The following is a 24,253-nucleotide window of genomic DNA, read 5'->3' on the forward strand; positions in this document are numbered from 1 at the left end:
GTTCAAGCGGCCTCCCAGCCGTCCTCCTGATCCGGACTCTATGCCAACGGAACCCGGCGCGGCCCACATGGGGCGAGAATCGGCGCGACGCCAGAAAGGATCCACCCGATGACAGCAGACGCCCGCCCCGCCATCCGCGACAACGTGGCCGCCCATCGCTTCGAGATGATCGTCGACCGCCACGCCGCCGTCGCGACGTACTCGATCGCCGGCGACACGATCACGTTCATCCACACCGTCGTGCCCGAGGCCCTGCGCGGGCGCGGGATCGCGCGCGAGCTGGTCGAGTTCGCGCTGGCCTCGGTGCGCGAGCGCGGGCTGAAGGTCGTGCCGCAATGCGAGGTGTTCGACGCCTACATGCGCAAGCATCCCGAGACGCACGACCTGCTGGCCGACCCGACGCTGTTCGATCGGCCGCGCGAGTCCGACTGAGTCCAACGCCTCCTCCGGCAACCTGCATTCCCTGGCCGGCGGGCGCGCTGAATGCCTGCTGGCCGGCGCGCCACTGTCGGCGTGAAGGAGTCCGGGCATGCCCAACCCGTCGTCGAATCCAGGCCAGTCCACCCGGACGGGGAAGTCGGGTGGCCGGCCGCTTACCGTGCTCGAGCTGGTCGTCGTCCTCGAGGAACTCGATCGCGTCGTCGCCGAGCTTGAGGAGTCGCTGACCGAGCTGGCGCTGCCGTTCGACGAGGCGTCGCACGTCGCCGCGCGCGAGGCCATCGCGGCCGCGCGCCGCGACGTCTGAACGCGTCTCGGTGCAGCGCCGCTGCGTCGTTGCCGACCGCCCGGCGCGTCGCTGACGACAGGCTGGCGCGCCCCACTTTGGGGGATGGCTGCGCCGGGGCGCGGGCCGGATGATCGCGGGCTAGCGGCCGGTCTCGAGCCGCGCGACCAACCGTCCGGAGGTAAGCACATGAACGTGATCGAACGCGCCAAGGCCATCCTGCTCAAGCCCGCGGAGACGTGGCCCGTGATCGACGCCGAGCCGGCGACGATCGGATCGATCTACAAGGACTGGCTGGTCATCATGGCCGCCATCCCGGCGGTCTGCACGTTCATCGGGCTGTCCGTCATCGGGGCCGGCATGTTCGGCTACGGCTTCCGCATCCCGATCATGTACGGGCTCGAGAGCATGGTGCTGCGCTACGTGATGTCGCTGATCGGCGCCTTCGTGGTCGCGCTGATCGTCGACGCCCTCGCGCCGACCTTCGGCGGCACGAAGAACCAGGTCTCCGCGCTGAAGGTCGTGGCCTACGGCGGCACGGCCAGCTACGTGGCCGGCTTCCTGAGCATCCTGCCGTCGCTGAGCATCCTGGGCCTCGTCGCGGCCTGCTACTCGATCTACCTGGTCTACCTGGGCCTGCCGGTGCTGATGAAGTGCCCGCGCGAGAAGGCCGCCGGCTACACGGCGGTGATCATCATCATCGGCATCGTCGCGGCGATCATCATCGGCGCCGCGTCGGCGATGTTCATGCCGGGCCGCGCGGCGATGTTCGGCAGCGGCGCCTCGGGCGCGGTGTTCACGACGCCCAACGGCGATGTCGCGGTCGACACCGCTGCGCTCGACGCCACCGCCAGGCGCATGGACGCGGCGCGCGCGCGCATGGAGGCGGCGCAGAAGTCGGGCGATCCGGCGTCGGCCGGCGCGGCGCTCGGCGAGATGATGGGCGCGCTGACCGGCTCCGGCGGCACGCCGATCCCCGCGGCCGACCTGAAGGCGCAGCTGCCCGAGACGCTGGGCGCCCTCAAGCGCGAGTCGTTCGAGACCAACGGCGGCTCCGCGGTGGGCATCTCCGCGTCGGTGGCCAAGGCCGGCTACGTCGCGGGCGACCAGCGCGTCGAGCTGAGCCTGACCGACATGGGCGGCCTCGGCGGCCTGGCCTCGGTGGCGACGTGGGCCAACGTCAGCGTCGACAAGGAGACGCCCGACGGCATCGAGAAGACCTACAAGGACAGCGGCCGCACCATCCACGAGACGTATCGCAAGGACGGCAGCCATTCCGAGTACACGGTGATCCTGAAGAACGGCGTGATCGTGGAGGCCGATGGCGACAAGATCGATGGCGCGACGCTGAAGTCGATGACGAGCGCCTTGAACCTGGACGCGATCGAAGCGATGAAGCGGCCCGCGAAATCGTGAGCATGCTCTAAAGTGGAGGCGTAGATTCCCGCCACCGCAACAGCATCAAGCTCACATGTCATTCGCCAGCCGCTATTCGAAGGACGGTGTCACGTTCAACCACGTCGCGTTGATGCGCGACGGCCTCATCGGGGTCGTCATGCTGTTCATCCTGGCGTCGTTCTGGCCGCTGCGCACGGTGCCCACGGGCTCGCGCGGCGTCATCACGGTGGGCGGTGCGATCCGCAGCCTGCAGGGCGAGGGCTTCACGCTGATCGCGCCGTGGCAGAAGATGGAAGTCTTCAGCATCCGCGCCGAGCAGGCCGATATCGAGAACGCTGAAGGCTCCACCTCCGACACCCAGCCGGTCAAGGTGAGCATGACGGTGCGCTATTCGATCGCGCCCGATCGCGTGACCGAGGTGTACGAGAAATACAGCCACGACGGCAACCTCTCGAACTACGTGCAGACCGCCACGCAGGAGGTGTTCAAGGCGGTGACGGCGCGCTACTCGGCGCCCGACCTGATCAGCCAGCGCGCCGCGGTGTCGTCCGACATCACGTCGGCGCTGCGCACCAAGCTCGCCACCTACGGCGCGCAGGTCATCTCGATCGACATGCGCAACTTCTCGTTCAGCGAGAGCTACATGCGCGCGATCAACGACAAGGTCACGCAGGAGCAGCTGCGCCTGGCCGCCGAGAACAAGCTGAAGACGGTGGAGGCCGAGCAGAAGCAGAAGGTCGCCATCGCCGAGGCCGAGGCCAACGCGGTCAAGGCCACCGCGGACGGCGACGCCTACGCCAAGATCAAGGTCGCCACGGCCGAGGCGCAATCGCTGCAGGTGCAGAACGACGCGCTGGCCAAGAACAAGGACGTGCTGGAGCTGCGCCGCATCGAGGTCGAGCTGACGAAGGCGCAGCGCTGGAACGGCGCGCTGCCGACGTCGGTGTACGGCTCGGCGCCGATCCCGTTCATGAACGTCGGCAGCGGCGCGGGCACTGCCACCAAGTGATCGGTTAGCGCAGGGCCGTCGCGGCCCGCTGTGGCATCATCGCCCGGGCACTTTCGAAGTGCCTCTGCCTCCGATGACTGCCCCTCGCCCGACCGCCGCCGTGCCCGACAGCCTGCTCGAGATCGACGGGCTGGCCACGTCCTTCCAGACGCCGCGCGGCGCGTTGCGCGCCGTGGACGGCGTGAGCCTGCGCGTCGAGCGCGGCCAGACCGTGTGCATCGCCGGCGAGTCGGGCTGCGGCAAGAGCGTGACGGCGCTGTCGGTGATGGGGCTGCTGCCGCAGGCCGCCCGCGTCGAGGGCGCAATCCGTTTCAACGGCGTCGACCTGCTGACGCTGCCGCCCGCGCAACGTCGCGCGCTGCGCGGCCGCGCGATGGCGATGGTGTTCCAGGAGCCGATGTCGGCGCTGAACCCGGTGCAGTCGATCGGCTGGCAGGTTGCCGAGGTGTTCGCGATCCACGGCACCGCCGGCCGCGCCGAGGCGCGCCAGAAGGTGCTGGCGCTGCTGCGCCGCGTCGGGATCGCCGACCCCGAACGCCGCTACGACGAGTACCCGCACCAGATGAGCGGCGGCATGAAGCAGCGCGTGATGATCGCGATGGCGCTGGCCAACGGGCCCGAGCTGCTGATCGCCGACGAGCCCACCACCGCGCTGGACGTCACGATCCAGGCGCAGGTGTTGCAGCTGCTGCGCGAGGCCCAGCGCGAGCTGGGCACCGGCATCCTGTTCGTCACGCACGACCTGGCGGTCGTCGCGGGCATTGCCGATCGCCTCGTCGTGATGGTCGCGGGCCGCGTGGTGGAGCAAGGCAGCGTGATCGACGTGCTGGAGACGCCCGCGCATCCGTACACGATCGCCTTGCTCGCGGCGCGTCCGCGGCCCGGCCTGACGCGTCGCGGCGGCGACCCTCTGCCGGCGATCCCGGGCGCGGTGCCGTCGCCGTTCGATCGGGTCGACGGCTGCCGCTACCAGGCGCGCTGCCCGCGGGTGCAGGCGCGCTGCCGCACGGACGCGCCCGCGCTCGCGCGCGTCACGCGCGGGGCCGGCGATGGGCACGCGGCTGCCTGTCATTTTCCCGAAGGTGGGCTGGCATGACGGCAGCGCTGCTGCAGGCCGACGCGCTGTCGGTCGACTTCCCCGTGCACGGCGGCCTGCTGCGGCGCGAGGTGGCGCGGCTGCGCGCGGTGCGCGACGTCAGCCTGGCGCTGCGCGCGGGCGAGGTGCTGGGCATCCTAGGCGAATCGGGCTGCGGCAAGACGACGCTGGGCCGAGCGCTCGTCGGCCTCATCGAGCCGAGTGCCGGCACGCTGCGCGTCGAGGGCCATGACGTCGCGACGCTGTCACCCGACGAGCGCCGTCGCCTGACGCGCGACGTGCAGATGGTGTTCCAGGATCCGTTCGCGTCGCTCAACCCGCGCAAGCGCATCCGCCAGAGCCTGGCGCTGCCGTTCGACACGCACGGCCTCGCGACGGGCGACGCGCGCGAGGCGCGCATCCGCGAGCTGATGGCGCTCGTGGGCCTCGCGCCCGAGCATCTCGAACGCTGGCCGCACGAGTTGTCGGGCGGCCAGCGCCAGCGCGTGGCCATCGCACGCGCGCTTGCGACGCAGCCGAAGGTGCTGGTGCTGGACGAGCCGCTGTCGGCGCTGGACATGTCGATCCAGTCGCAGGTGCTCAACCTGCTGGTCGAGCTGCAGCAGCGGCTGGGGCTGAGCTACGTGTTCATCTCGCATGACCTGGCGGTCGTCGAGTACCTGAGCGACCGCGTGGCCGTGATGTACCTGGGCCGCGTCGTCGAGTCGGCGCCGGCCGCGCGGCTGTTCGCGTCGCCGCGGCATCCGTACACGCAGGCCTTGCTGGCGTCGGCGCCCGATCCGGATCCGCGCGCCGCGCGCGTCGAGCGTCCGCTCGAGGGCGAAGTGCCCGGCGCGCTGCACGCGCCCGCGGGCTGCAGCTTCCACACGCGCTGCCCGCTGGCGCAGCCGCGTTGCCGCGAGAGCGTGCCGGAGCTGCGCATCGTCGACACTGGCGTCCCGCACGCGGCCGCGTGCCATCTGCTCTGACCGGGATGCCCGACATGATCCGCCCCGCCAACGCGTCCATCGCCATCGCCGCGCTCCTCGCGGCGATGCTGCTGCCGCGCGCGGCCGCGGCGGCGGAGCCCTCGGTGCTCACCATCGCGCGCCTGTACCAGTTCGACACGCTCGATCCGCAGCGCCAGTTCGACCAGGCCAGCGAGCAGATCCTGCGCCAGACCTACAGCACGCTGCTGACCTACGCCTACCTCGAGCGCCCCTACAAGCTGGAGCCCGACCTGCTCGAGGCGATGCCGGTGCTGGGCGCCGACAAGCTCACCTACACGTTCCGGCTGCGCCGCGGCGTGCGTTTCGTCGACAACCCGTGCTTCCCGGACGGCAAGGGCCGCGAGCTGACCGCCGACGACGCGCTCTACATGATCCGCCGCTTCGCCGACGCCAACGTCAACGTCAAGAGCTTCTTCGCGATGGAGGGCGCGGTCGTCGGGCTCGACGAGTTCCGCGCCGCGACCGCGAAGGCGGGCCCCTCGGCCGACACCTCGAAGCTGGACGTCACCGGCCTGCGCAGGATCGACCGCTACAGTTTCACGATCCGGCTGACGCACGAGAACCCGCTGTTCCTCTACGCGCTGACCCTGTCGTCGTCGGCCATCGTGCCGGCCGAGGCGGTGCAGGCCTACAAGGACACGCTCGGCGTGACGCCGGTGGGCACCGGCCCGTTCATGGCGACGCAGCCGCTGTCGCGCAAGAGTCCCGTGCGCCTCGTGCGCAACCCGGACTACTACCGCACGTATCCGGCCGTGGGCGCGCCGGGCGACGCCGAGAAAGGGCTGCTGAAGGACGCCGGCAAGAAGCTGCCGCTGGTCGACGTGCTGGAGATGCCGCTGATCGAGGAGGCGCAGCCCGCCGCGCTGAAGTTCCTGCGCGGCGAGCTGGATCGCCGCGAGCTCGACCGCGCGAACTTTGCCAAGCTCGTGACGCGCGGCGCCGACGGCACGCTGCGGCTGGTCGACGCCTACGCCGGCAAGTTCGACCTGGCCGCCGCGCCGGGCGGCAACGCCATCCTCATCGCGCTCAACCAGCGCGACCCGGTGCTGGGCCGAAGCAAGGCGGTGCGCCAGGCCATCGCGGCGGCGATCGATCCGGTGGCCGACATCAACGTGCTCTACAACGGCCGCGGGCTGGTGCTGCAGACGCTGGTGCCGGTGGACATCGCCGGCAACGAGCACGACACCGCGGCCCCGGTGCGCAGGCGCGACGTGGCGCTCGCCAAGAAGCTGCTCGCCGACGCCGGCTATCCGCAAGGCAAGGGCTTGCCGCCGCTGACGATGCGCTTCTCCGCCAGCGACGCCGAGGCGCACAACGAGTTCGACCTGTTCAAGTCGCAGCTGGCGCAGGTCGGCGTGCAGCTGGTCGGCGCCTTCGACGACATCCCGACCTTCATGAAGGCGATGGACGTCGGCAATTTCCAGCTGGCCTTCTACAGCTGGGCCGCGGACTATCCGGACGCCGAGAACTTCTACCAGGTGCTTTACAGCAAGAACCTGTCGCCGGGCCCGAACTTCGGTGCCTTCTCCAACGCGGCCTACGACGCGGGCTACGAGGCCTCGCGCACGATGGCCGACGGGCCGCGGCGCTACGAGATCTTCAAGTCGCTCAACGCCATCGTGCGAGACGAGGCGCCGGCGATCGTCGTGCGCGAATCGCTGCGCGTCGATTCGGTGCAGAAGTGGGTCGGCAACTACAAGCGCAACCTGTTCACGACGGAGATGCCGTTCATGAGCATCGACATGGCCGCGAAGAAGAAGGGCCCCTGAACGATGGCGATCGCCGCGCCCGTGTCCCGTCGCGCGCTGCGCGCCCTCGCGCGCGTGACGCTCGCGGGCGCGTGCGCGCTGGCGTCGCACGCGGCGCGCGCGCAGGCGCCGTCGGTGCTGACCGTGCCGCGGCTCGCGCAGTTCGAGTCGCTCGATCCGCAGCGCGGCTTCGGCCAGACCGAGGACCAGGTGCTGCGCCAGGTCTACAGCACGCTGATGACCTACGCCTACCTCGAGCGCCCGTTCAAGCTCGAACCCGACCTGCTGGCGGCCATGCCCACGCTGGCCGCCGACAAGCTGACCTGGACGTTCAAGCTGCGCCAGGGGGTGCGCTTCATCGACAACCCGTGCTTCCCGGGCGGCAAGGGCCGCGAGCTCACGAGCGACGACGTGCTGTATTCGCTCAAGCGCTACGCCGACGGCAACGTCAATTCGAAGAGCTGGTTCGCGCTGCAGGGCATGGTCGTCGGGCTCGACGACTTCCATGCCGCGACGCTCAAGGCCGGCCCCGCTGCGGATCTGACGGCCCGCGACGTCGCCGGCCTGCGCAAGGTCGACGCCAGCACCTTCACGATCAGGCTGACGCACGAGAACGCGCTGTTCCTGCATGCGCTGGCGATGGCGCCCACCGCCATCGTGCCGCGCGAGGCGGTGCAGTTCTACAAGGATCGTTTCCAGGTCAACCCGGTGGGCACCGGGCCGTTCATGGCCACGCAGGCGCTCGCCCGCCAGGGCACGATGCGCCTGGTGCGCAATCCGAATTACTACCGCACGTATCCCGGCGTCGGCGCGCCTGGCGATGCCGGGAAGGGCCTGCTCAAGGACGCAGGCAAGCGGCTGCCGCTGGTCGACCTGCTGGAGATGCCGCTGATCGAGGAGGACCCGCCCGCCGCGCTGAAGTTCCTGCGCGGCGAACTGGATTGGCGCCCGATGGACCGCGCCTGGTTCATGAAGATGGTGATGCGCAACGCCGACGGCTCGTTCCGCCTGCGCGACGAGGACGCCGCGAAGTTCTCGATCTACGGCGTGCCCGGCCTCGAGACGGAGTACCTGCTGCTGAACCTGCGCGATCCGGTCATTGGCGGCAACAGGCTGCTGCGCCAGGCGCTGGCGGCCGCGGTCGATCCGCAGGCCGTCATCGACAAGCTGTGGAACGGTCGCAGCCGCCGCCTGCAGAGCCTCGTGCCCTACGACCTGCCCGGCAACGAGCGCGAGACGGGCGCCGTCGCGCGGCCGCACGACGTCGCCGCCGCCCGCCGGCTGCTGGCGCAGGCCGGCTATCCCGAGGGAAAGGGACTGCCGGTGCTGACCATCAGCTTCTTCCAGACCAACGCCGCCACGCACGACGAGTACGACCTGCTGAAGTCGCAGTTCGCCGCGGTCGGCGTGCAGGTGCGCGGCGTCTTCATGGACCAGCCGACGTTCACCAGGGCGATGGAGAACGGCAACTACCAGCTCGCCTCGTACGGCTGGGAGGCCGACTATCCCGACCCGGAGGACTTCTACCAGCTGCTGTATGGCCGTAACGTGCCGCCCGGCAACAACTGGACGGGCTTCGCGAACCCGGCCTACGACCGCGCCTACGAGGCCTCGCGCTTCATGGCCAACGGGCCGGAGCGCCTCGCGCAGCTGCGCGCGATGAACGCGCTGGTGCAGGACGAGGTGCCGATGATCGTGCTGTACGACCCGCTCAAGTTCGGCATCGTGCAGAACTGGGTCGGCAACTTCAAGCGCAACCTGATGCTGCAAGAGACGATGTTCCTGAGCGTGGACATGGCGCGCAAGAGCAAGGGCCTGCGATGACGCGGCGCGGGTCACGCTGATGGGCGCCTACGTCGTCCGCCGCCTGCTGCAGGCCATCCCCACCGTGCTGGGCGTGGCGCTGCTGACGTTCCTGCTGTTCAATGCGTTCGGGCCGGATCCGGTGCGCACCGCGCTCGGCAACCACGCCACACCCGAGGCCGTGGCCGCGCTGCGCCGGCAGTGGGGCCTCGACCAGCCGCTGGCGCTGCAGTTCGTCGATTTCCTGCGCCAGATCGTCACCTTCGACTACGGCAAGTCCTTCGTCACCGGCGAGGATCTCGGCACGCAGCTGAAGGCGGGCGCGCTGGTGAGCCTGTCGGTGACGCTGCCGCCCTTCATCTTCGCCGCGATCGTCGACGTCGCCATCGCGCTGTTCATCGCGCGCCATCGCGACGGCGTCGTCGACCGCGCCGCGCGCGTGCTGTTCGTCGCGGCGATGAGCGTGTCGGCGCTGGTCTACGTGCTCGCGCTGCAGTACCTGCTTGCCTTCAGGCTCGGCTGGTTCCCGATCAACGGCTACGAGGGTGGCTGGGCCGCGGCAAGGTATCTCGGCCTGCCGTGGCTGATCCAGCTGCTGTTGCTGATGGGGCCGGACATCCGCCTGTACCGCACGCTGTTCCTCGCCGACATCGACGCCGACTGGGTGCGCACCGCGCGCGCCAAGGGCGCCAGCGAGCGCCGCGTGCTGCTGCGCCACGTGCTGCCGAACGCGTGGATCCCCATCATCACGCACAACGTCACGACGATCCCGTTCCTGATCCTCGGCTCCTTCCTGATGGAGCGCTTCTTCTCGATCCCCGGCATCGGCAACCTGACGATCGACGCGCTCTCGCGCGGCGACCTGCCGATCCTGAAGGCCGTCACCGTGCTGGGCGCGCTGGCGCTGGTGGTGTTCAACCTGCTCAACGACCTGCTGGTCGCGCTGGCGGATCCGCGGGTGCGCCTGTCGTGAGCGACAGGAGCCCCACGCCAGCGAGGCCGCGCTCCGCCGCGCGCGAGGCGCTCGCCGCGTTGTGGGCGCGGCCTCAGGCGCGCGCCTGCCTGGTCGTGGTGGCGCTGTACCTGCTGGTGGCGGCCGCGGGCTATGCGCACTTGCTGCCCGACGCCGGGGCGTCGATCGGCGACGCCCAGCAGCCACCCGGCTGGCCGCTGTCGATGCTGCTGGGCACCGACATCCTCGGCCGTTCCGTGCTGTGGCGCGTGCTCGCGGGCGTGCAGACGGCCGTGACCGTCGGCTTCGTCGCCACCGCCCTGGCCGTGCCCGTCGGCACCGCGCTGGGCCTGGCCGCGGGCTACTTCGGCGGCTGGGTCGACGCGACGATCAACTGGGTCTACTCGGTGGTGGTGTCGGTGCCCGACATCCTGCTGATCACCGCGATCTCCTATGCGATGGGCAAGGGCCTGGCGGCACTGTGCGTCGCGATTGCCGCCACGAGCTGGGTGGCCGTCATGCGGCTGGTTCGCGCCGAGGTGCTGCGGCACAAGGGCAGCGACTACGTGCTGGCGGCGCGCGCGCTGGGCGCCGGCTCGCGCCGCATCATGTTCTCGGAGATCCTGCCCAATGTCGCCCACGTCGCGATCGTCACGGCGACGCTGGTGCTGCTGGCGGCGATCAAGGGCGAGGTGGTCCTGACCTACCTCGGGCTGGGCATCCAGGACGGCGCCAGCTGGGGCCTGCTGATCGCGGCGGCGTCGCAGGACCTGATCAACGGCATCTGGGCGCCGCTGGCGGGCACCGTGGCGGCGATGTTCCTGCTGATCTACGCGCTCAGCACGATCGGCGACGCGCTGCGCGACGTGCTGGATCCGCGCGTCGCCTAGGCGCGGGCTGTCGCGCCCTCGGCCTGGCCGAAGAACACGCGGAAGATCTCGGGCTCGTCGAGGTCGCGCATCGACAGGCCCTCGAGCGGCTCGCGGAACGTGACCGGCGCGTTCATCGCCTCGAACGAGACCGGCATCGTCTCCGCCCAGGTCGGCGCGTCGTGCGGCTCGGCATCGGCGCGGCGCACCAGGTGCTGCAGCGACGGCTGGGACTCCCAGTCGATGCTCATGTCCGGCGTGCGTTGGCCCAGCGGCGTGGAGATCTTGACGGCGTTGTTCATGGCGGCTTCCTCGATAGTCCGTAAGGTACGCCCTGCCGTGTCAGGCCAACGCCCGAGAAAAAGGGTTTTCCCGGACAGTTCGCCGTCGCGCCGGAATCTTTCCACGGGAACTGTGGACAACTCTGTGGGGCATCGCCGGCGAGTGCTCGCCAAGCCGCGCCAGCACTGGCTGTCAAGCGAACTGCCGCGGAATGGGGCAGGGCGGCGCAAACTTTTTTTCGTTGACATCGTGGCCCGAAGTCGGGCCGCCCGGCTATCCACCGCTCCTGTGGACAAGTCTGTGGGGCCGGCGGGGGAAGTGCTCGCCAGGCCGCATGGATGCTGGGTGTCAAGCGATGTGCTGCGGAATCGGGCAGTTGGATAACAAAGTTTTTGTGCTCGGCGATTTCCTTGTGCGGCGGCTTTTTTTGCCTGCGCGTGAGCGGCTTTTCGCCCGCGCTGCGCGCGGGCGGTTGCTGGCCTCGCGGATCTCGGCGGCAGGGAAGCCGGGGTCTGTTTCTCCGGCGCCCCGGGCATCTGACTCCGGCCTGAACGGCCTTCGTCCGCGGGCCGGCTTGCGATGTTCAGACCGCGTGTGCATGCCGGCCACTCTCCGGCACCGGGCCAGCGCGTCACCGGCGCCCGCAAACGTGCCGAGGCGCCGGAGAAACAGACCCCAGCTTCCCTGCCGCTGCGACCGCTCGTGGTTTGGGAGATTCAGCGTGTCTCTGCCCATCGAGGGCCTCGACAGCCTCGGCGCCGTCGTTCCGCTGCGAACGACCTCGTCGCGGGCTGAGAGCGCGGACGCTTCGCGTCCGCGAAATTGCGGCATGCGCGAGGCAACTTCATTCGAAGAGTGCGGACGGCGCCGTGGCTGTCGAGGCCCTCGATGGGCGGAGACACGCTTAACTCTCCACAAAACGAGCGGCTGTCCCGACAGGCTGGGCAGGGGTCGGTCGCGCAGGCGCCGCGGCACGTTTGCGGGCGTCGGCGACGTCCTGGCCCGGTGCCGGAGAGTGGCCCGCCCACGGCGCGCGGTCTGAACATCGCAAGCCGGCCCGCGGACGCAGGCCGTTCAGGCCGGAGTCAGATGCACGAGGCGCCTGCGCGACCGACCCCTGCCCAGCCTGTCAGCGCCACGACGCTCGCCAACAACCGCCCGTGCAACAGCGCGGGCAATAGGCCGTCAGCCGACGCCGGCCCTGGCGGCCGCCAACGCCTCGCGCAGCACGTCCAGCGACCCGATGTGATTGGCCAGCAGCAGCACCAGGCGCGCGTTGAGCGCGTGGCTCGCGGCCTCGTCCAGGCCGTCGTGGGCGGCGATCAGGGCCTCGTAGAAGTCGTCGGGCGATTCGAGATGGGCGTCGGTGATCAGGGGCATGGCAGGGGCTCCGGTTTCGCGGCCAGCGCGCGCCGCAGCGCGGCCTCGACCTGCCCGCGCGTGGGCTCGCGCCAGCGCGCGCACACGTGGGCGTCGGGGCGAAGCAGCACGACGCTGCCGGGCCGCAGGTCGTAGCGGCGGGCGACGTCGCCGTCGGTGTCGATGAGGTCGCCGCCGATGGCCAGGATCTTCAGCGCGAAGCCGCCGACGTGGACGTCCTGCAACGCGCGTTCGATGGCGGGGTCGTGTCCCACCAGCGCCGTGAAGCCGTCGCCGAGCTGGCGCAGCAGCCAGTCGTCGCGGCCGTCCGCGCGCGTGACGCGCGCGTCGGCCGCGGCGGCGCCGGGCACCATCGTGCCGGCCCACGGCTGCGCGTCGGGCGTGTTGAGCGGCGAGCCGTGCAGCGTCGTGGGTGTCGACAGCCGGCCGCTGTTGACCAGCGTGCGCGCGAACGGCTGCGTGCGCGCGAGCGCCAGCACCGCGTCGCGGAACAGTCGGCTGACGGCGCTCTTGGGCGTGATGAAGTCGGTGGCGTGCGTCGAGTGGCGGATGTTCTCGTCGGCGGCGGCCTCTCGCTCGCGGGCGTAGGTGTCCAGCAGCGCGTCTGGCGCACGGCGCTGCAGCACCGCGGCGAGCTTCCAGCCGAGGTTGTCGGCGTCCTGCACGCCGGAGTTCGCGCCGCGCGCGCCGAACGGCGACACGCCGTGCGCCGCGTCGCCCGCGAACAGCACGCGGCCGTGGCGGAAGCTGTCCATGCGCATGCAGGCGAAGGTGTAGACGCTGGCCCATTCGAGCGTGAACCCGGCGTCCTTCATCGCGGGCGAATGGGCGAGCAGGGCCTTGACGCGCGGGATGATGTTCTCGGGCTTCTTCTCGTGCTCGGGGTCGGCGTCCCAACCGAGCTGGAAGTCGATGCGCCAGACGCCATCGGGCTGCCGATGCAGCAGCACGCTCTGGTCGGGATGGAACGGCGGGTCGAACCAGAACCAGCGTTCGGCGGGCGCGTCGACGGCCATGCGCACGTCGGCGATCAGGAAGCGGTCGCGGAACGTGCGGCCCTTGCTCTCCAGGCCGAGATGGCGCCGCACCGCGGAGCGGCTGCCGTCGCAGGCGACGACGTGATCCGCCTCGAGCCGGTATTGGCCGTCGGGCGTGGCGATCGTGAGCGCGACGTGGTCGCCGTGCGGCTGCGTGGCGACCACCTCGTTGCGCCAGCGCAGGTCCACCAGCGGCAGCTGCGCCGCGCGCTCCGCGAGATACCCCTCGACGTAGTACTGCTGCAAGTTGACGAACGCGGGCCGCTCGTGGCCCGCCTCGGGCAGCAGGTCGAAGCGCCAGACCTGCTCGTCGCGCAGGAAGACCTTGCCGACGCTCCACGACACGCCCTTGGCCACGACGCGATCGCCGCAGCCCAGCCGGTCGAAGATCTCCAGCGTGCGCTTGGCGAAGCAGATCGCGCGCGAGCCGGTGGACAGGCGGTTGTCGTTGTCCAATACGGTGACCGGTATGCCGCGTTGCGCGAGGTCGATCGCCAGCGCCAGGCCCACCGGCCCGGCGCCGACGATGACCACCGGCCGACGCACCGGCGCCGCGGCGCGCTGGTCGGCGTGCGGCACGTAGTCGAACGTGCGCGCCTGGAAGTCGACGTCGGCTGGCATCGCGCGCGTCAACCTTCGAGCGTCTCCCACATCTGGCGGTCGCGCTCGGCCGTCCAGACGCGCGGGTCGGCATGCTGCGTCATCTCGTCGAAGCAGCGGGTGACGTCGAAGGGCATGCAGTGGTCGAAGATCACCCAGTGGCCGTACCTGGGCTTGAGACTGGCGAAGGTCTCCTTGTAGACCGCGTTGAGATCCTTGCCCGCCGCGACGCCGGCCTCGACGCTGGCGCGCACGTCGGCGATGAAGGACGCCGTGCCGCGCAGGCCCTCGGCCACCTGCGCCTCGCCCTTCAACGCGGCGCCGCGGCCCGGCACGAGTGCCAGCGGCTTCAACGCAGCGAGGTTGTCCAGCGTCTGCGGCCAGTCCTTGAAGTAAGCGTCGCCGGCGTACGGCGTGGCATCGAATTCGACGAGGTCGCCGCTGAACAGCGTGCGTTCCTGCGGCAGCCAGACGACGGTGTCGCCCTTGGTGTGGCCGCGCCCCAGCTGCAGCAGCTGCACCTCGAGCTTGCCGAGCCACAGCGTCATCTTCTTGTTGAAGGTCATCGTCGGCCAGGTCATGCCAGGCGGCACCGACTCGACGTTGCTGAACAGCCGCGGGAAGCGGCCGATCTCGCTGGCCTTGTCGGCCTCGCCGCGTTCGACGATGAGGTCGTACGTGTCCTCGCTGGCGAGGATCTGCTGCGCGCCGTACGCGCTCGCGCCCAGCACGCGCACCGCGTGGTAGTGCGTCAGCACGACGTACTTGATCGGCTTGTCGGTGACCTCGCGGATGCGGCGGATGACGTCCTGCGCCATCGCGGGCGTGGCCTGGGTGTCGGCGACGAGCACCGCGTCGTCGCCGATGACGATGCCGGTGTTCGGATCGCCCTCGGCCGTGTACGCCCACGCGTGTTCGGACAGCTGCGAGAAGGTGACCTTCTTCTCCTGCAGGTCGGCCTGCGAGGCGAATTTCTTGGGGGCGTTCATGGCGAGCTCCGGGTGAACGTTGCGAATGGCTTGGCGCCGATTCTGCACCTTCGAAGCGTTCGGGAATGCAAACGGCCGGTGCGCGCCTCGCGGCGAGCGTCCGGCCGTCGGGAGCCGTGGATCAGCGTGCCGCGCGGCGGCGGGCCACCGAGGCGAGGGCAGCCAGGCCGCCCAGGATCATCAGGCCGGAAGTGGGCTCCGGCACCGCGGGCAGGAACGTGCCGTCGGCCCGGAACTCGGCGACCGAGTAGGCGCCGTCGCCGGAGGCCTGGATCTCGAACGCGGTGGCCGTCACGGCCGCGAAGCTGGCGGTGTTGTCGCCCAGGCCCCAGGACGAGTCCGAGTTCGGCTGGATGCTGGCCAGGTCGTGCCAGGCGTGGTCCAGGCCGAGATAGCTCACGGCATAGGTGTCGTTGTTGTCGGCTTGCAGGAACAGGCTGCTGACGCTGGCGGCGCCGGCGAGGGTGATGGTGATCGTGTCGGCGCTGTCCTTGTTGTCGCCGCCCCAGAACACCGTGCCGATGTTCCATTGCTGGCCGGTGGGCAGCGTCAGGCCGTCGGTGACGGTAGCGGCCGCTGCCGGTGCCGCGCAGCACCATCCCTCGCTGTTGCCGAAGCCCGGGCCGGTGGTGTTCACGGCGGCGCCGGCCGCGATGTTGGCGGCACCGGCCAGCGGTGCGATCGCGGCCAGCGTCGTGGCCAGCAGTGCGGAAATCTTCTTGTTCATTCAGACCCTCTCTGTGAGTGTGGCGCGGCCCTTGCCGAGCTCGACAGGAATGCTATCGACGGGCCTCCTGCTCAACCATCCCCACTCCGAGGGGCGCTGCGATACAGCGCGCCATCGCGACCCACCGTTGTCCGCGATGCCCGACGCACTGCCGTGCTCGCGCGCGACCGCGGACGGCTGGTCGGCTTCACCGCGGGCGGGCCACACCCGTGGCCGCCTGCAGGTGCCGACCCTGAAGGTGCTGGCCTCAAACTTCAGCGCGTGGACGCCGCGTCCGTCGCCGGCGTGACGGTCGGCGCGAAGACGACCTCCACGCGCTGCGCGGGCCGGCCTGCGTCGGCCTGCAGCGCGCGCTGCTCGGCGCGCGTCGACGAGACCGTGTCGCGCGCCGTGTCGCAGGTGAGGGTCTGCCCTGGACCGATGGCGTCACCACCGTGCCGCTCAGGTTGCGCAGCGACGCCGCGCCGATCAGCCGCACCTCGTTGGCCACGCTGTCGACCTCGACTCGTTCGGCCTGGCCCTCGCTCCGTTCGCCGGGTCGATCGCCGTGCTGGCGAAAGCGCACCGGCACGCCCGTCTTGCCAGACGCGAAGCCCCGCCGCGCGCCGTTCGCGCCCCGGTGCCTCTGCTCGCGATCCGCGCGGATCCCCCGCGTGCCCTGTGTGATGACGACGTCGCCGCTGAAGTCGGCGGTCTGGCGCGCGCGGTCGGTCGTGGCGTCGGCCGCCGTGACCGCGGTTTTTCCTTGAGGCGGTCGGCGTGCTCGGCGCGCGCGTCGGCCAGGCAGGCGAGCGCGAGCAGGCGCAAGCGGGCGCGACCTTCGAGGAGGGACGGATCGCGAGAATCATGCGGCGGCCGCGGAACGTGTCCGGGCGATCGTGGCGCAGGCAAGCTCGCCGGACTACTTGTCCAGGAACTGCACCACGCGTTGGCGAAACTCGGCATCGGTGGCCGCGTCGAGCGGCCCGATGGTCAGCACGACGTCGGGCTCGCTGTCGGTGCCCCCGATCAGGATGTCGTAGCGATCCGCTCGCAGGAACGGCACGAGCCGACGCATCTGAGCGACGAAGTTGTCGCCCGAGCGATAGATCCGGTACGTCGATCCCATGGGCGACGGTGTGTGCGAGACACGCATGATGGGCCTCCTCGATCGCGCGGCGTGTTCGCGCGGAGGAGTTCAATTTCGCGCATCGGGCGCCGCTTGTCCACTGAACGGCGGTACAGCTGAATGCGGAGTGAGGACAGTCCAACGCGAAGCTGTCGGTGGCCACCAGCGTGCCTCGCGCGAACAGCGTGCCGTCCCGAAACCGCGTGGCGGACGCACGACCACGAACGGCGCCCGGAAACGACGACGGGCGTTAGCGGCTACTGACCGTCTAACGCCCGTCTGATCCTGGTGCCGGAGAAAGGAGTCGAACCCTCGACCTTCTCATTACGAATGAGCTGCTCTACCAACTGAGCTACACCGGCGTTTCAGCAATATCCACAAGTGGACACCGCGAAGCCTGCCATTCTAGCGCAAGTTTTTTGTGACTGACAAGCCGAGATCGAAAACGGGCCCAGCGACCCGGCGACAGATGTATTGCCGAGCAGACACTCGTCAGGCCAGCCGGGTTTCCTCGTGGGCCAGCAACCAGCGCGCGGCCTCGGCCAGATTCGCGCAGGTGAAGTCGGCCGGCGGGTCGGCGATGTCGCAGGATGCATGGTCGATCGCGTCGGCGATGCGGACGCACGCGGCCACGCCGGCGGCGCGGCCGGCGAGGATGTCGGAGGGCTTGTCGCCCACCATCACGCAGGCCGCCAGGTCGAGTTTCAGGTCGCGCGCGGCGCGGCGCAGCATGCCCGGCGAGGGCTTGCGGCAGTCGCACTGGCGGCGCCAGGCGGCCAGCGGCGCGTCGGGCAGGTGCGGGCAGTGGTAGACGCCGTCCAGCGCGATGCCATGGCGGGCGAGCTCGCTGTGCATCCAGGCGGTGAGGTTCTCGTATTCGGCGGGGCCATACAGCCCACGCGCGATGCCCGACTGGTTCGTGACGACGACCAGCGCCCAGCTCGCGCGCTGCAACGCGCGCAGTGCGTGCATGGTGCCCGGCAGCCACTCGAAATCCTCGGGGCGGCTGACGTGGCCTCGATCCTGGTTCAGCACGCCGTCGCGATCCAGGAAGACGGCTCGACGAACGACGGGCATCACGAAGTCTCCCCGCTTGCCGCCGAGGGACGTGCGCATGCTGGCGATCGAGCGAGGCTCATGATTGCGCGACCGTCGCGAGCCGCGTCGAGGTGCGGATGCGATCCATCAACGACGTCGTTGAGAAGCCGTCGACGAAGGGCAGCGCCACCGCGTGGCCGCCCCAGCTGCGTACGAGCGCGCTCTCGGCGAGCTTGTTCATGTCGTGATCGCCGCCCTTGACGAAGACCGACGGGCGCAGGCGCGACAGCAGCGCGGCGGGCGACACGTCGTTGAAGATCACGACGGCGTCGACGCTCTCGAGCGCGGCGACCTGGAACGCGCGATCGCCTTCGCGGTTCATCGGTCGGCCGGGGCCCTTGTCGAGGATGCGAGCCGACGCGTCGCTGCTGATCGCGACCACCAGGCGGTCACCGAGCTGGCGCGCCTCGGCCAGGAAGGCGATGTGGCCGCGATGCAGCAGGTCGAAGACACCGTGCGTGAACACCGTGCCGGGCTGCGACGCGAACCGGGCCACGGCCTCGTCCACGTGCATCATCTTTCTGAGCGGATCGAACTGGTTCATGAGGGTCTGACAATCACGATGCGGCTCCGACGCGGCATGGGCCATGCATGGCCTGGCCGAGCGTCGAAGTCTTGAAGCGAGTGTGGCGCTGCGGCCAGCGACGCGCGCGCCTCCGCGCTCAGGGAAGCGCTCTTTCGCGGATCGATTTCACGATAGTTCCTGGTTTGATATCGGCAATCGGCTTGCCCGACCGCAGCCTTTCTTCACCTCATGTCAGGGCGAAACTTCAAGCTTCAAGCATGCGCCGCGACGAGAGCCTGCGACGGCAGTGATGCGACTGCCTCCTGCAGCGCGCGCGTCACGCGAGCGAGAACGGATGTCCAGTCGCCGCGCGTGTCCTGACGGAACAGCTGCGTCGACGGATACCACCCGCTCGCGTGCGGATGCAGGCCGTAGCGCCAGTCGCGCGTGTGCGGCAGCATCGCGATGACGGGCTTGCCGAGCGCACCCGCGAGGTGGGCGACGGCCGTGTCGCAGGTCACGACGACATCGAGGCTGGCGATGACGGCCGCGGTGTCGTCGAAACTCCCGATCTCGCGATCCAGGTCGACGAAGGTCGCCGGCAGTTGGTGGGCGGCGAGCTCGTTGCAGCCCGCGCCCTTCTGCAGCGAGAAGAAGCGTGTCCCTTGCACGTCGAGCAGCCCGCGCACCGCGTCGAATCCCGGCGAGCGCTCGCGGCTGTTGCGCAGCGCCGGATTGCCGGCCCACACGAGGCCGACGGCGAGTTCCAGACCGGGCCGGTGGCCAGACGCGGCGAGTCGCTCGCGCCATTGCCGTGCCAGTGCGTCGTGCGCGTGCAGGTACGGCGTGTCCGCGTGCGACGGCGCGAGCCCGAGCACGTGCGGCAGGCTCATCAGCGCGACGTGGGTGTCGAACGCCGGCGCTTCGAGGCCGCGAACGACGACCGCCGCGACGCCCGGAAGGCGGGACGCGAGCCCTTGCAGCCCCTCCATCACTTCCAGCACCACCCGCCCGCCGCGCCGGGCCACCTCGGGCACGAAGCGCAGGAATTGCAGCGCGTCGCCGTAGCCTTGTTCGGCCCAGACCAGAATCGTCCGACCTGCCAGTGGACGACCGTCCCACACCGGCTGCGGGCAGCCGCGCGGCCCGGGCTCGCCGCGCCGGAAGCGCCATTCGTACTCGCGAAAACCTTCCTCGAATCGGCCCGCGCGCAGCAGCGCCAGCGCCGCGTTCCAGTGAGCGTCGGCATGCTGCGGATCGCATTCGATCGCCGCCTGGAACGCCGCCAGCGCGCCGTCCCAGCGCCCGAAGTGCTCCAGCGCGATGCCCAGGTTGTAGGCCGGTTCGGGCGACGCCGGCGCGCAGCGCATCGCTTGCTGGAAGGCGCGCAGCGTGCCGGGCAGGTCGTCCTGGTCGCGCAGCAGGTTGCCGAGGTTGGTCCAGGCGTCGGCGTAGTCTGGCTTGACGCGGATCGCCTCGCGATAAGCCGCCTCCGCGGCGCGCGATTGCCCGAGGCGTTGCTGCACGATGCCCAGCAGCGTCCACGCGTCGGCGCGCTGCGGCAGGGCCTGCACGGCCGCGCGGGCATGCGGCATCGCATCGGTGTCGCGGTGCTGGAGGAACAGGGCGTGCGCCTGCCGCAGCGCGGCGGGGCCGGCAGGCGAGTTCATGGCGGGCGTGCCTGTGTCCATGTTGGCAGCGTAGGGCCAGGCCGGGCCGCCGTTGGCCCGAAAAGACGGCCTCGCACCGGCCTTCTCCGCGACGCCGTGCGAGACAATGCACGGCGGCGCGCGAGGCGCCGCGGGAGCGACGATGGGCAAGGGGCGGTTCGAGGCATTCAGCGATGGCGTGCTGGCCATCATCATCACGATCATGGTGCTGGAGCTGCACGTGCCCCATGGCGAGACGCTGGCCGCGCTGCTGGCGCTGTGGCCCGTGTTCGTCAGCTACGTGATCAGCTTCATCTACGTGGGCATCTACTGGAACAACCACCACCACCTGCTGCATGCCACCACCGCTGTCACCGGCGGCATGATGTGGGCCAACCTGAACCTGCTGTTCTGGCTGTCGCTGCTGCCCTTCGCTACCGGCTGGATGGGCGAGAACCACTTCGGCCCGGTGCCGTCGGCCGTCTACGGCGTCGTGCTGATGATGTGCGCGCTCTCGTGGTTCGCGCTGCAGACGCTGATCGTGCGCGCGCAAGGCGAGGGCGGCGTGCTCAAGCGCGCGCTCGGCAGCGACTGGAAGGGCAAGACGTCGCCCTTCCTGTATCTGGCCGGCATCGTGTCGTCGTTCTGCGTGCCCGGCCTCGCGCAGGCGTTCTACCTGATCGCCGCGTTGATCTGGCTGGTGCCCGATCGCCGGATCGAGAACGCGCTGGTGCACGAGAAGCATTGATGCGGCTTGCATGTCGGCATGATGCCTTTTGAGGCGATCGCGGGATAGTCGCCGCCGCGCGCCAAACGCGCGATTTCCCCCTGGTTTGGCGCCGGGCAGTTTTTCGGCGCGCTCGCAGAATCGACTCGTCATGAGAGCCGATTCACACACCTCGTTCTTCGCACCCGCCGCCTTTGATCGCGGGTTGTTCTGTCGCGCGTTCTGCGGCGCGCTGCTGCTGGCCGTCGGTGGCAATGCGCTGAGCCTGCCAGGCAAGCGCTTCGTGGGCCAGTACGACTTCGGCTACGCGATCCGCGGCGACAGGCCCGCGCGTCCCGCGCAGGTCTTCGACGATGGCGGCGGCAAGATCTACTTCGAGGCCCGTCCCAACCAGCCCATGCCCGCGGTCTTCGCCGGCAAGGAGCCGACATTGCTGGTGCTGCAGCCCGAAGGCCAGTACTTCACGGCGAGGACCTCGGCCAGCGAGTTCACGCTGGTGCTCGGCGGCGCACGGGCCGTCGTCCGGCGCGGCGAAGCGGTGCTCGGCGAGGAGACGGTGTCATCGCGCGCCGACGACTCCCGACTGCTGGCCTCGGCGGAATCCGGTCTGACCGCCGGCGTTGACTATGGACTGTCGTCGCGTGGTCGGCCTTTCAGGAGCGCGGAGCACGAGCAGCCCGTGGTCTTCGCACCAGGCAGTTCCACGCTGCGGCCGGAGGTGCTGGACGCCTTGTCGGCGCTGGTCGTGCGCATCGGTCGCGACACCTCGATTGCCGCCATCGGCCGCAATGACGCCGGCGCGCATGATGCGTTGGCCACGCTGCGGGCAGAGGCACTGCGCAACGCCTTGCTGGCGCGCGGCGTTCCGGCCAACAACATCCGGCTTGTCGACGATGAGTCGCCGGGTGGCGAGGCGCATCCGCATGCGTCCGCGCTGCGTTGGGTCACGACCCTGGACTTGCCGGAAGCGTCGGCGACGCGCGAAGCGCCGGCGATGCCGTTCGACATCACGCTGGCGGATCGCGACATCGCGGTATCGCTTCGCCGCTGGGCGCACGCCAGCGGCTACGACGTGGTCTGGGATGTCGGATGGGTGGCGCCGATCAACGGCGCGATGCGGGTCGAGGCACCGTCGTTCCTCGACGCGGTCAAGCAAGTGGTGGCCGGGCTGCGGGCCCAAGGCTACCCGGTGCAGGCGCAGGCGTACACGGACCACGTCGTCCGGTTCACGGCGTCCGACTAAGTCGCGTCTCGCTTTCCATCACGACAAGTTCGGCCGTCGCTCGGCGACGTCCCAGAAGGAGGGTGCTGTCATGAAATTCATCGTTGTCTCAGTGCTGGCTGTGTCGGCCTGCACCAGCGGGCTTGCGCGGGCCAGCGAGTCATTCCAGACAGTATCGCAGCCATGGCATGCGCCGGGCGAGGCGACGCTGCCTGTTGCTCCGTACGCCGGCACCGGCGCGACCGACTCGGCGGCCGCGCACTGGAGCGTTCTGGTGCAGGACATCACGCTCGCGCGGACGCTCGAACGCTGGGGCGCGCAGGCTGGCTATCGCGTGAAATGGGACGCGCAGCGCAACTTCCTGATCGGTGCGCCGGACAGCGTCGACGGCACGTTCGAGACGGCGCTCAAGGCCATCCTGAATTCCGCCGGCATCCGCCAGAGCGACTATCCGCTGGAGGCCTGCATCTACGCCAACACGCCCCCGCTCGTACGCATCACGCGCCAGGGCGAGCAGACGCGCGAGTGCGACGCGCAATGACCGCCGCCCGTTCGACAAGCTTCGCCCGATTCATCGCGATGGCGATTGCGGCGGTGTTGACGGCGTGCGCCGAGCCAGGCGTCACCGAGCACGTGCAGGCCGACCACGCACTCGGTGCCACCGGCACGTCGTCGCTGCATGCGGATCGCACGCTGGCCGAGCAGGGACATGCTCCGCCGGGCTCGCAACTCGACGCCGATCGCCGCGCCGCCGAGCAGGCCGCCAAGCCCGTGCTGCGGCGCGCGCGTAGTTCCTGGGTCGGCTCGGTCAGTGTTCCGATGGGCAGTGGCGAGCGGCTGCCGAGTATCTTTACCGAGCCGGTCAAGCTCAACTTCGACGATGCAGCGACCGGCGGCAAGGTCAGCCTGCGCACAATGGCCGATCGCATCACGGCGGTCACGGGCGTACCGGTGCGGCTGAAGGCCGATGTCTTCGGGGCCGCCGACGCGGCGTCGCGTCCGGTGACACCGCTCCCGTCTGCGATCCCCAACTTGCCGACGCTGCCCGCGCGCCCGCCGGGCGGCGCGGAGGGCGTCAGTCTGCCGGCGGCCCCCGTTGCGTCGCCACGCGACACCTCGGTGAGCGCCGTCGCCATGCGCTGGTCGGGATCGCTGGAGGGATATCTCGACCTCGTCACCGATCAACTGAGCTTGTCGTGGGAATACCGCGACGGGGTCGTCGTCATCGAGCGCTGCCGCACCGAGTTCTTCGAGATCGCGGCGCTGGAGAGCGAGACGGACTATCACCTGGGCCTCAGCGGAGCCGATCAGGCCAACGCCACCAGTTCAGGCAATGGCGGAGGAGGCACCAACAGCACGGCCAGCTCCAGCAACGAGGTCAACGAACACGGGAAGTCCAACGTCATCGGCTCGATCCTGGCGGCCATCGGGCAGATCATCAAGGATGTGCCGGGCTCCTCGGTGGTCCGCTCGGACGGTTCCGGCCGCATCGCCGTCACGTCGTCCAAGGAGACGCTGTCCAAGGTGCGCGACTTCCTGCGCGTGGAAAACGAAAGCCTGCTGCGCCAGGCGCAGGTGCAGTTCGACGTCTACAGCGTCACGCGCAACGAGTCCGACGAGCGCGGCATCGAATGGACCGCCGTGCTTTCGGCACTCGGGGGCGCCTACACGGGCTCCTACGGCTCACCGACGACGCTGGCCAGTGCCACGGCCGCCAATATTGGATTCTCGATCCTGACTCCAACGCAGTCGGGCGTCACGAACTACGCGACCACGCACTTCGGCGGCAGCAATGCCATCCTCAAGCTGCTCAGCGAATTCGGCGTGTCCACGCAGCATCGGGAGGTCAGCCTGCTGGCCTTGAACCGGACGTGGGACCGCAAGTCCAGCCTTGGCGGCCGCGCCTACGTGAGTGCGACCATCCCCGGAGCGGCCAGCACCACCGGCGTTGGCGCGCCGGGCCTGGTCACGTCCACGGTGACCACTGGCGACCGCTATCTCGCACAGCCGTTCATTCTTGACAACAACACGGTCGTCCTGAAATTCGGCATCGGCCTGTCTTCGCTGGTGAACCTCGTCAACTTCACCTCGGGCACCGGCAGTTCGCAGCAGACCGTGCAGACGCCCGAGACGACGGCGATCAACGATCAGTCCACCGTCGCGCTCAAGGCCGGTCAGATCCTGGTGATCACGGGGCTGAGTCGCCTCGTCTCCAGCGACGATCGACGCGCGCTGACCGACGACGCTCCGATCGGGTTGGGCGGCAGCAAGACGCAGTCGCGCATGCGCGAGGACTTCGTCATCTTCGTGCGGCCGACCATTCTCTGAACGGACAGCAGCC

Annotated in this window: 25 protein-coding genes and 1 tRNA gene; 15 read left to right on the forward strand and 11 right to left on the reverse strand. The window is 69.8% G+C overall.

Going from position 1 to position 24,253, the window contains the following annotated elements; genetic code table 11:
- Positions 1 to 108: 108 nt before the first annotated feature.
- The 10 genes from LPC04_RS14670 to LPC04_RS14715 all read left to right on the forward strand — a co-directional run bounded on the left by LPC04_RS14670 (position 109) and on the right by LPC04_RS14715 (position 10,609).
- Positions 109 to 432, forward strand: coding sequence for a GNAT family N-acetyltransferase (locus LPC04_RS14670; protein WP_275682993.1), 324 nt, complete (start codon positions 109 to 111; stop codon positions 430 to 432).
- 97 nt (positions 433 to 529) lie between these two features.
- Complete coding sequence (locus LPC04_RS14675) at positions 530 to 745, forward strand: hypothetical protein (protein WP_275682994.1); 216 nt, start codon at positions 530 to 532, stop codon at positions 743 to 745.
- Between the two features lie 168 nt (positions 746 to 913).
- Positions 914 to 2,140, forward strand: coding sequence for a Yip1 family protein (locus LPC04_RS14680; protein WP_275682995.1), 1,227 nt, complete (start codon positions 914 to 916; stop codon positions 2,138 to 2,140).
- A 55-nt stretch (positions 2,141 to 2,195) separates the two neighbouring features.
- Positions 2,196 to 3,131 carry a prohibitin family protein gene (locus LPC04_RS14685; protein WP_275682996.1) on the forward strand — a complete coding sequence of 312 codons (936 nt, stop codon included), beginning with the start codon at positions 2,196 to 2,198 and terminating at the stop codon, positions 3,129 to 3,131.
- Positions 3,132 to 3,204: 73 nt separating this feature from the next.
- Positions 3,205 to 4,227 (forward strand): ABC transporter ATP-binding protein, encoded by a 1,023-nt coding sequence (locus tag LPC04_RS14690; protein ID WP_275682997.1) that lies wholly within the window; start codon positions 3,205 to 3,207, stop codon positions 4,225 to 4,227.
- Positions 4,224 to 5,195, forward strand: a complete 972-nt coding sequence (locus tag LPC04_RS14695; protein ID WP_275682998.1) for an ABC transporter ATP-binding protein — start codon at positions 4,224 to 4,226, stop codon at positions 5,193 to 5,195. The genes LPC04_RS14690 and LPC04_RS14695 overlap by 4 nt, the downstream gene beginning before the upstream one ends.
- Positions 5,196 to 5,209: 14 nt before the next feature.
- A complete protein-coding gene (locus LPC04_RS14700; protein WP_275682999.1) occupies positions 5,210 to 6,985 on the forward strand; it encodes an ABC transporter substrate-binding protein in 1,776 nt (591 codons plus the stop codon).
- Positions 6,986 to 6,988: 3 nt separating this feature from the next.
- Complete coding sequence (locus tag LPC04_RS14705; protein ID WP_275683000.1) at positions 6,989 to 8,788, forward strand: ABC transporter substrate-binding protein; 1,800 nt, start codon at positions 6,989 to 6,991, stop codon at positions 8,786 to 8,788.
- A 19-nt stretch (positions 8,789 to 8,807) separates the two neighbouring features.
- Entirely contained in the window at positions 8,808 to 9,740 is a 933-nt protein-coding gene (locus tag LPC04_RS14710) for an ABC transporter permease (RefSeq protein WP_275683001.1), read from the forward strand.
- Positions 9,737 to 10,609: an ABC transporter permease gene (locus tag LPC04_RS14715; RefSeq protein WP_275683002.1), complete on the forward strand. Its 873-nt coding sequence runs from the start codon at positions 9,737 to 9,739 to the stop codon at positions 10,607 to 10,609. The genes LPC04_RS14710 and LPC04_RS14715 overlap by 4 nt, the downstream gene beginning before the upstream one ends.
- On the opposite strand, the gene LPC04_RS14720 is transcribed toward LPC04_RS14715, so the two are convergent.
- The 5 genes from LPC04_RS14720 to LPC04_RS14740 all read right to left on the reverse strand — a co-directional run bounded on the left by LPC04_RS14720 (position 10,606) and on the right by LPC04_RS14740 (position 15,603).
- Positions 10,606 to 10,890, reverse strand: a complete 285-nt coding sequence (locus LPC04_RS14720) for a hypothetical protein (RefSeq protein ID WP_275683003.1) — start codon at positions 10,888 to 10,890, stop codon at positions 10,606 to 10,608. The genes LPC04_RS14715 and LPC04_RS14720 overlap by 4 nt on opposite strands.
- A 1,165-nt stretch (positions 10,891 to 12,055) precedes the next feature.
- Complete coding sequence (locus tag LPC04_RS14725; RefSeq protein WP_275683004.1) at positions 12,056 to 12,250, reverse strand: DUF2783 domain-containing protein; 195 nt, start codon at positions 12,248 to 12,250, stop codon at positions 12,056 to 12,058.
- On the reverse strand, positions 12,241 to 13,908 hold the full coding sequence (locus LPC04_RS14730; protein ID WP_275683005.1) for an FAD-dependent oxidoreductase: 1,668 nt from the start codon (positions 13,906 to 13,908) through the stop codon (positions 12,241 to 12,243). The genes LPC04_RS14725 and LPC04_RS14730 overlap by 10 nt, the downstream gene beginning before the upstream one ends.
- A gap of 8 nt (positions 13,909 to 13,916) precedes the next feature.
- Entirely contained in the window at positions 13,917 to 14,876 is a 960-nt protein-coding gene (locus LPC04_RS14735) for an MBL fold metallo-hydrolase (RefSeq protein ID WP_275683006.1), read from the reverse strand.
- A gap of 121 nt (positions 14,877 to 14,997) precedes the next feature.
- Positions 14,998 to 15,603 (reverse strand): PEP-CTERM sorting domain-containing protein, encoded by a 606-nt coding sequence (locus LPC04_RS14740; protein ID WP_275683007.1) that lies wholly within the window; start codon positions 15,601 to 15,603, stop codon positions 14,998 to 15,000.
- Positions 15,604 to 15,739: 136 nt separating this feature from the next.
- Between LPC04_RS14740 and LPC04_RS14745 the strand changes: the two genes are divergently transcribed.
- A complete protein-coding gene (locus tag LPC04_RS14745; protein WP_275683008.1) occupies positions 15,740 to 15,892 on the forward strand; it encodes a hypothetical protein in 153 nt (50 codons plus the stop codon).
- Here LPC04_RS14745 and LPC04_RS29080 read toward each other — a convergent pair.
- The 6 genes from LPC04_RS29080 to LPC04_RS14770 form a co-directional block, all read right to left on the reverse strand.
- A complete protein-coding gene (locus tag LPC04_RS29080) occupies positions 15,851 to 16,390 on the reverse strand; it encodes an LptA/OstA family protein (RefSeq protein WP_420854729.1) in 540 nt (179 codons plus the stop codon). The two genes, LPC04_RS14745 and LPC04_RS29080, sit on opposite strands and share 42 nt — an antisense overlap.
- A 114-nt stretch (positions 16,391 to 16,504) precedes the next feature.
- Complete coding sequence (locus LPC04_RS14750) at positions 16,505 to 16,738, reverse strand: hypothetical protein (protein WP_275683009.1); 234 nt, start codon at positions 16,736 to 16,738, stop codon at positions 16,505 to 16,507.
- A gap of 259 nt (positions 16,739 to 16,997) precedes the next feature.
- Positions 16,998 to 17,073, reverse strand: a tRNA-Thr gene (locus LPC04_RS14755).
- A gap of 130 nt (positions 17,074 to 17,203) precedes the next feature.
- Positions 17,204 to 17,827, reverse strand: coding sequence for a D-glycero-beta-D-manno-heptose 1,7-bisphosphate 7-phosphatase (gmhB, locus tag LPC04_RS14760; protein ID WP_275683010.1), 624 nt, complete (start codon positions 17,825 to 17,827; stop codon positions 17,204 to 17,206).
- Between the two features lie 19 nt (positions 17,828 to 17,846).
- Positions 17,847 to 18,353 carry an adenylyltransferase/cytidyltransferase family protein gene (locus tag LPC04_RS14765; RefSeq protein ID WP_275683011.1) on the reverse strand — a complete coding sequence of 169 codons (507 nt, stop codon included), beginning with the start codon at positions 18,351 to 18,353 and terminating at the stop codon, positions 17,847 to 17,849.
- Positions 18,354 to 18,586: 233 nt separating this feature from the next.
- Complete coding sequence (locus LPC04_RS14770; protein ID WP_275683012.1) at positions 18,587 to 20,005, reverse strand: tetratricopeptide repeat-containing glycosyltransferase family protein; 1,419 nt, start codon at positions 20,003 to 20,005, stop codon at positions 18,587 to 18,589.
- 121 nt (positions 20,006 to 20,126) lie between these two features.
- Here LPC04_RS14770 and LPC04_RS14775 point away from each other — a divergent pair, with 121 nt between their 5' ends.
- From LPC04_RS14775 to LPC04_RS14790, 4 genes are all read left to right on the forward strand, one after another.
- A complete protein-coding gene (locus LPC04_RS14775) occupies positions 20,127 to 20,711 on the forward strand; it encodes a TMEM175 family protein (RefSeq protein WP_275683013.1) in 585 nt (194 codons plus the stop codon).
- An 85-nt stretch (positions 20,712 to 20,796) separates the two neighbouring features.
- Positions 20,797 to 21,933 (forward strand): TcpQ domain-containing protein, encoded by a 1,137-nt coding sequence (locus LPC04_RS14780; RefSeq protein ID WP_275683014.1) that lies wholly within the window; start codon positions 20,797 to 20,799, stop codon positions 21,931 to 21,933.
- A 70-nt stretch (positions 21,934 to 22,003) separates the two neighbouring features.
- On the forward strand, positions 22,004 to 22,453 hold the full coding sequence (locus LPC04_RS14785) for a TcpQ domain-containing protein (RefSeq protein ID WP_275683015.1): 450 nt from the start codon (positions 22,004 to 22,006) through the stop codon (positions 22,451 to 22,453).
- A complete protein-coding gene (locus LPC04_RS14790) occupies positions 22,450 to 24,240 on the forward strand; it encodes a type II secretion system protein GspD (RefSeq protein ID WP_275683016.1) in 1,791 nt (596 codons plus the stop codon). The genes LPC04_RS14785 and LPC04_RS14790 overlap by 4 nt, the downstream gene beginning before the upstream one ends.
- Positions 24,241 to 24,253: the final 13 nt, after the last annotated feature.

This window comes from Scleromatobacter humisilvae, assembly GCF_023231945.1.
Classification (GTDB): domain Bacteria; phylum Pseudomonadota; class Gammaproteobacteria; order Burkholderiales; family Burkholderiaceae_C; genus Scleromatobacter; species Scleromatobacter humisilvae.

Excerpts from the sequence above, each read along its gene's own strand:
- LPC04_RS14670 (WP_275682993.1), top strand. The coding sequence starts at position 109 with ATGACAGCAGACGCCCGCCCCGCCATCCGCGACAACGTGGCCGCCCAT.
- LPC04_RS14675 (WP_275682994.1), top strand. The coding sequence starts at position 530 with ATGCCCAACCCGTCGTCGAATCCAGGCCAGTCCACCCGGACGGGGAAG.
- LPC04_RS14680 (WP_275682995.1), top strand. The coding sequence starts at position 914 with ATGAACGTGATCGAACGCGCCAAGGCCATCCTGCTCAAGCCCGCGGAG.
- LPC04_RS14685 (WP_275682996.1), top strand. The coding sequence starts at position 2,196 with ATGTCATTCGCCAGCCGCTATTCGAAGGACGGTGTCACGTTCAACCAC.
- LPC04_RS14690 (WP_275682997.1), top strand. The coding sequence starts at position 3,205 with ATGACTGCCCCTCGCCCGACCGCCGCCGTGCCCGACAGCCTGCTCGAG.
- LPC04_RS14695 (WP_275682998.1), top strand. The coding sequence starts at position 4,224 with ATGACGGCAGCGCTGCTGCAGGCCGACGCGCTGTCGGTCGACTTCCCC.
- LPC04_RS14700 (WP_275682999.1), top strand. The coding sequence starts at position 5,210 with ATGATCCGCCCCGCCAACGCGTCCATCGCCATCGCCGCGCTCCTCGCG.
- LPC04_RS14705 (WP_275683000.1), top strand. The coding sequence starts at position 6,989 with ATGGCGATCGCCGCGCCCGTGTCCCGTCGCGCGCTGCGCGCCCTCGCG.
- LPC04_RS14710 (WP_275683001.1), top strand. The coding sequence starts at position 8,808 with ATGGGCGCCTACGTCGTCCGCCGCCTGCTGCAGGCCATCCCCACCGTG.
- LPC04_RS14720 (WP_275683003.1), bottom strand. The coding sequence starts at position 10,890 with ATGAACAACGCCGTCAAGATCTCCACGCCGCTGGGCCAACGCACGCCG.
- LPC04_RS14725 (WP_275683004.1), bottom strand. The coding sequence starts at position 12,250 with ATGCCCCTGATCACCGACGCCCATCTCGAATCGCCCGACGACTTCTAC.
- LPC04_RS14730 (WP_275683005.1), bottom strand. The coding sequence starts at position 13,908 with ATGCCAGCCGACGTCGACTTCCAGGCGCGCACGTTCGACTACGTGCCG.
- LPC04_RS14735 (WP_275683006.1), bottom strand. The coding sequence starts at position 14,876 with ATGAACGCCCCCAAGAAATTCGCCTCGCAGGCCGACCTGCAGGAGAAG.
- LPC04_RS14740 (WP_275683007.1), bottom strand. The coding sequence starts at position 15,603 with ATGAACAAGAAGATTTCCGCACTGCTGGCCACGACGCTGGCCGCGATC.
- LPC04_RS14745 (WP_275683008.1), top strand. The coding sequence starts at position 15,740 with ATGCCCGACGCACTGCCGTGCTCGCGCGCGACCGCGGACGGCTGGTCG.
- LPC04_RS14750 (WP_275683009.1), bottom strand. The coding sequence starts at position 16,738 with ATGCGTGTCTCGCACACACCGTCGCCCATGGGATCGACGTACCGGATC.
- gmhB (WP_275683010.1), bottom strand. The coding sequence starts at position 17,827 with ATGCGCACGTCCCTCGGCGGCAAGCGGGGAGACTTCGTGATGCCCGTC.
- LPC04_RS14765 (WP_275683011.1), bottom strand. The coding sequence starts at position 18,353 with ATGAACCAGTTCGATCCGCTCAGAAAGATGATGCACGTGGACGAGGCC.
- LPC04_RS14770 (WP_275683012.1), bottom strand. The coding sequence starts at position 20,005 with ATGGACACAGGCACGCCCGCCATGAACTCGCCTGCCGGCCCCGCCGCG.
- LPC04_RS14775 (WP_275683013.1), top strand. The coding sequence starts at position 20,127 with ATGGGCAAGGGGCGGTTCGAGGCATTCAGCGATGGCGTGCTGGCCATC.
- LPC04_RS14785 (WP_275683015.1), top strand. The coding sequence starts at position 22,004 with ATGAAATTCATCGTTGTCTCAGTGCTGGCTGTGTCGGCCTGCACCAGC.
- LPC04_RS14790 (WP_275683016.1), top strand. The coding sequence starts at position 22,450 with ATGACCGCCGCCCGTTCGACAAGCTTCGCCCGATTCATCGCGATGGCG.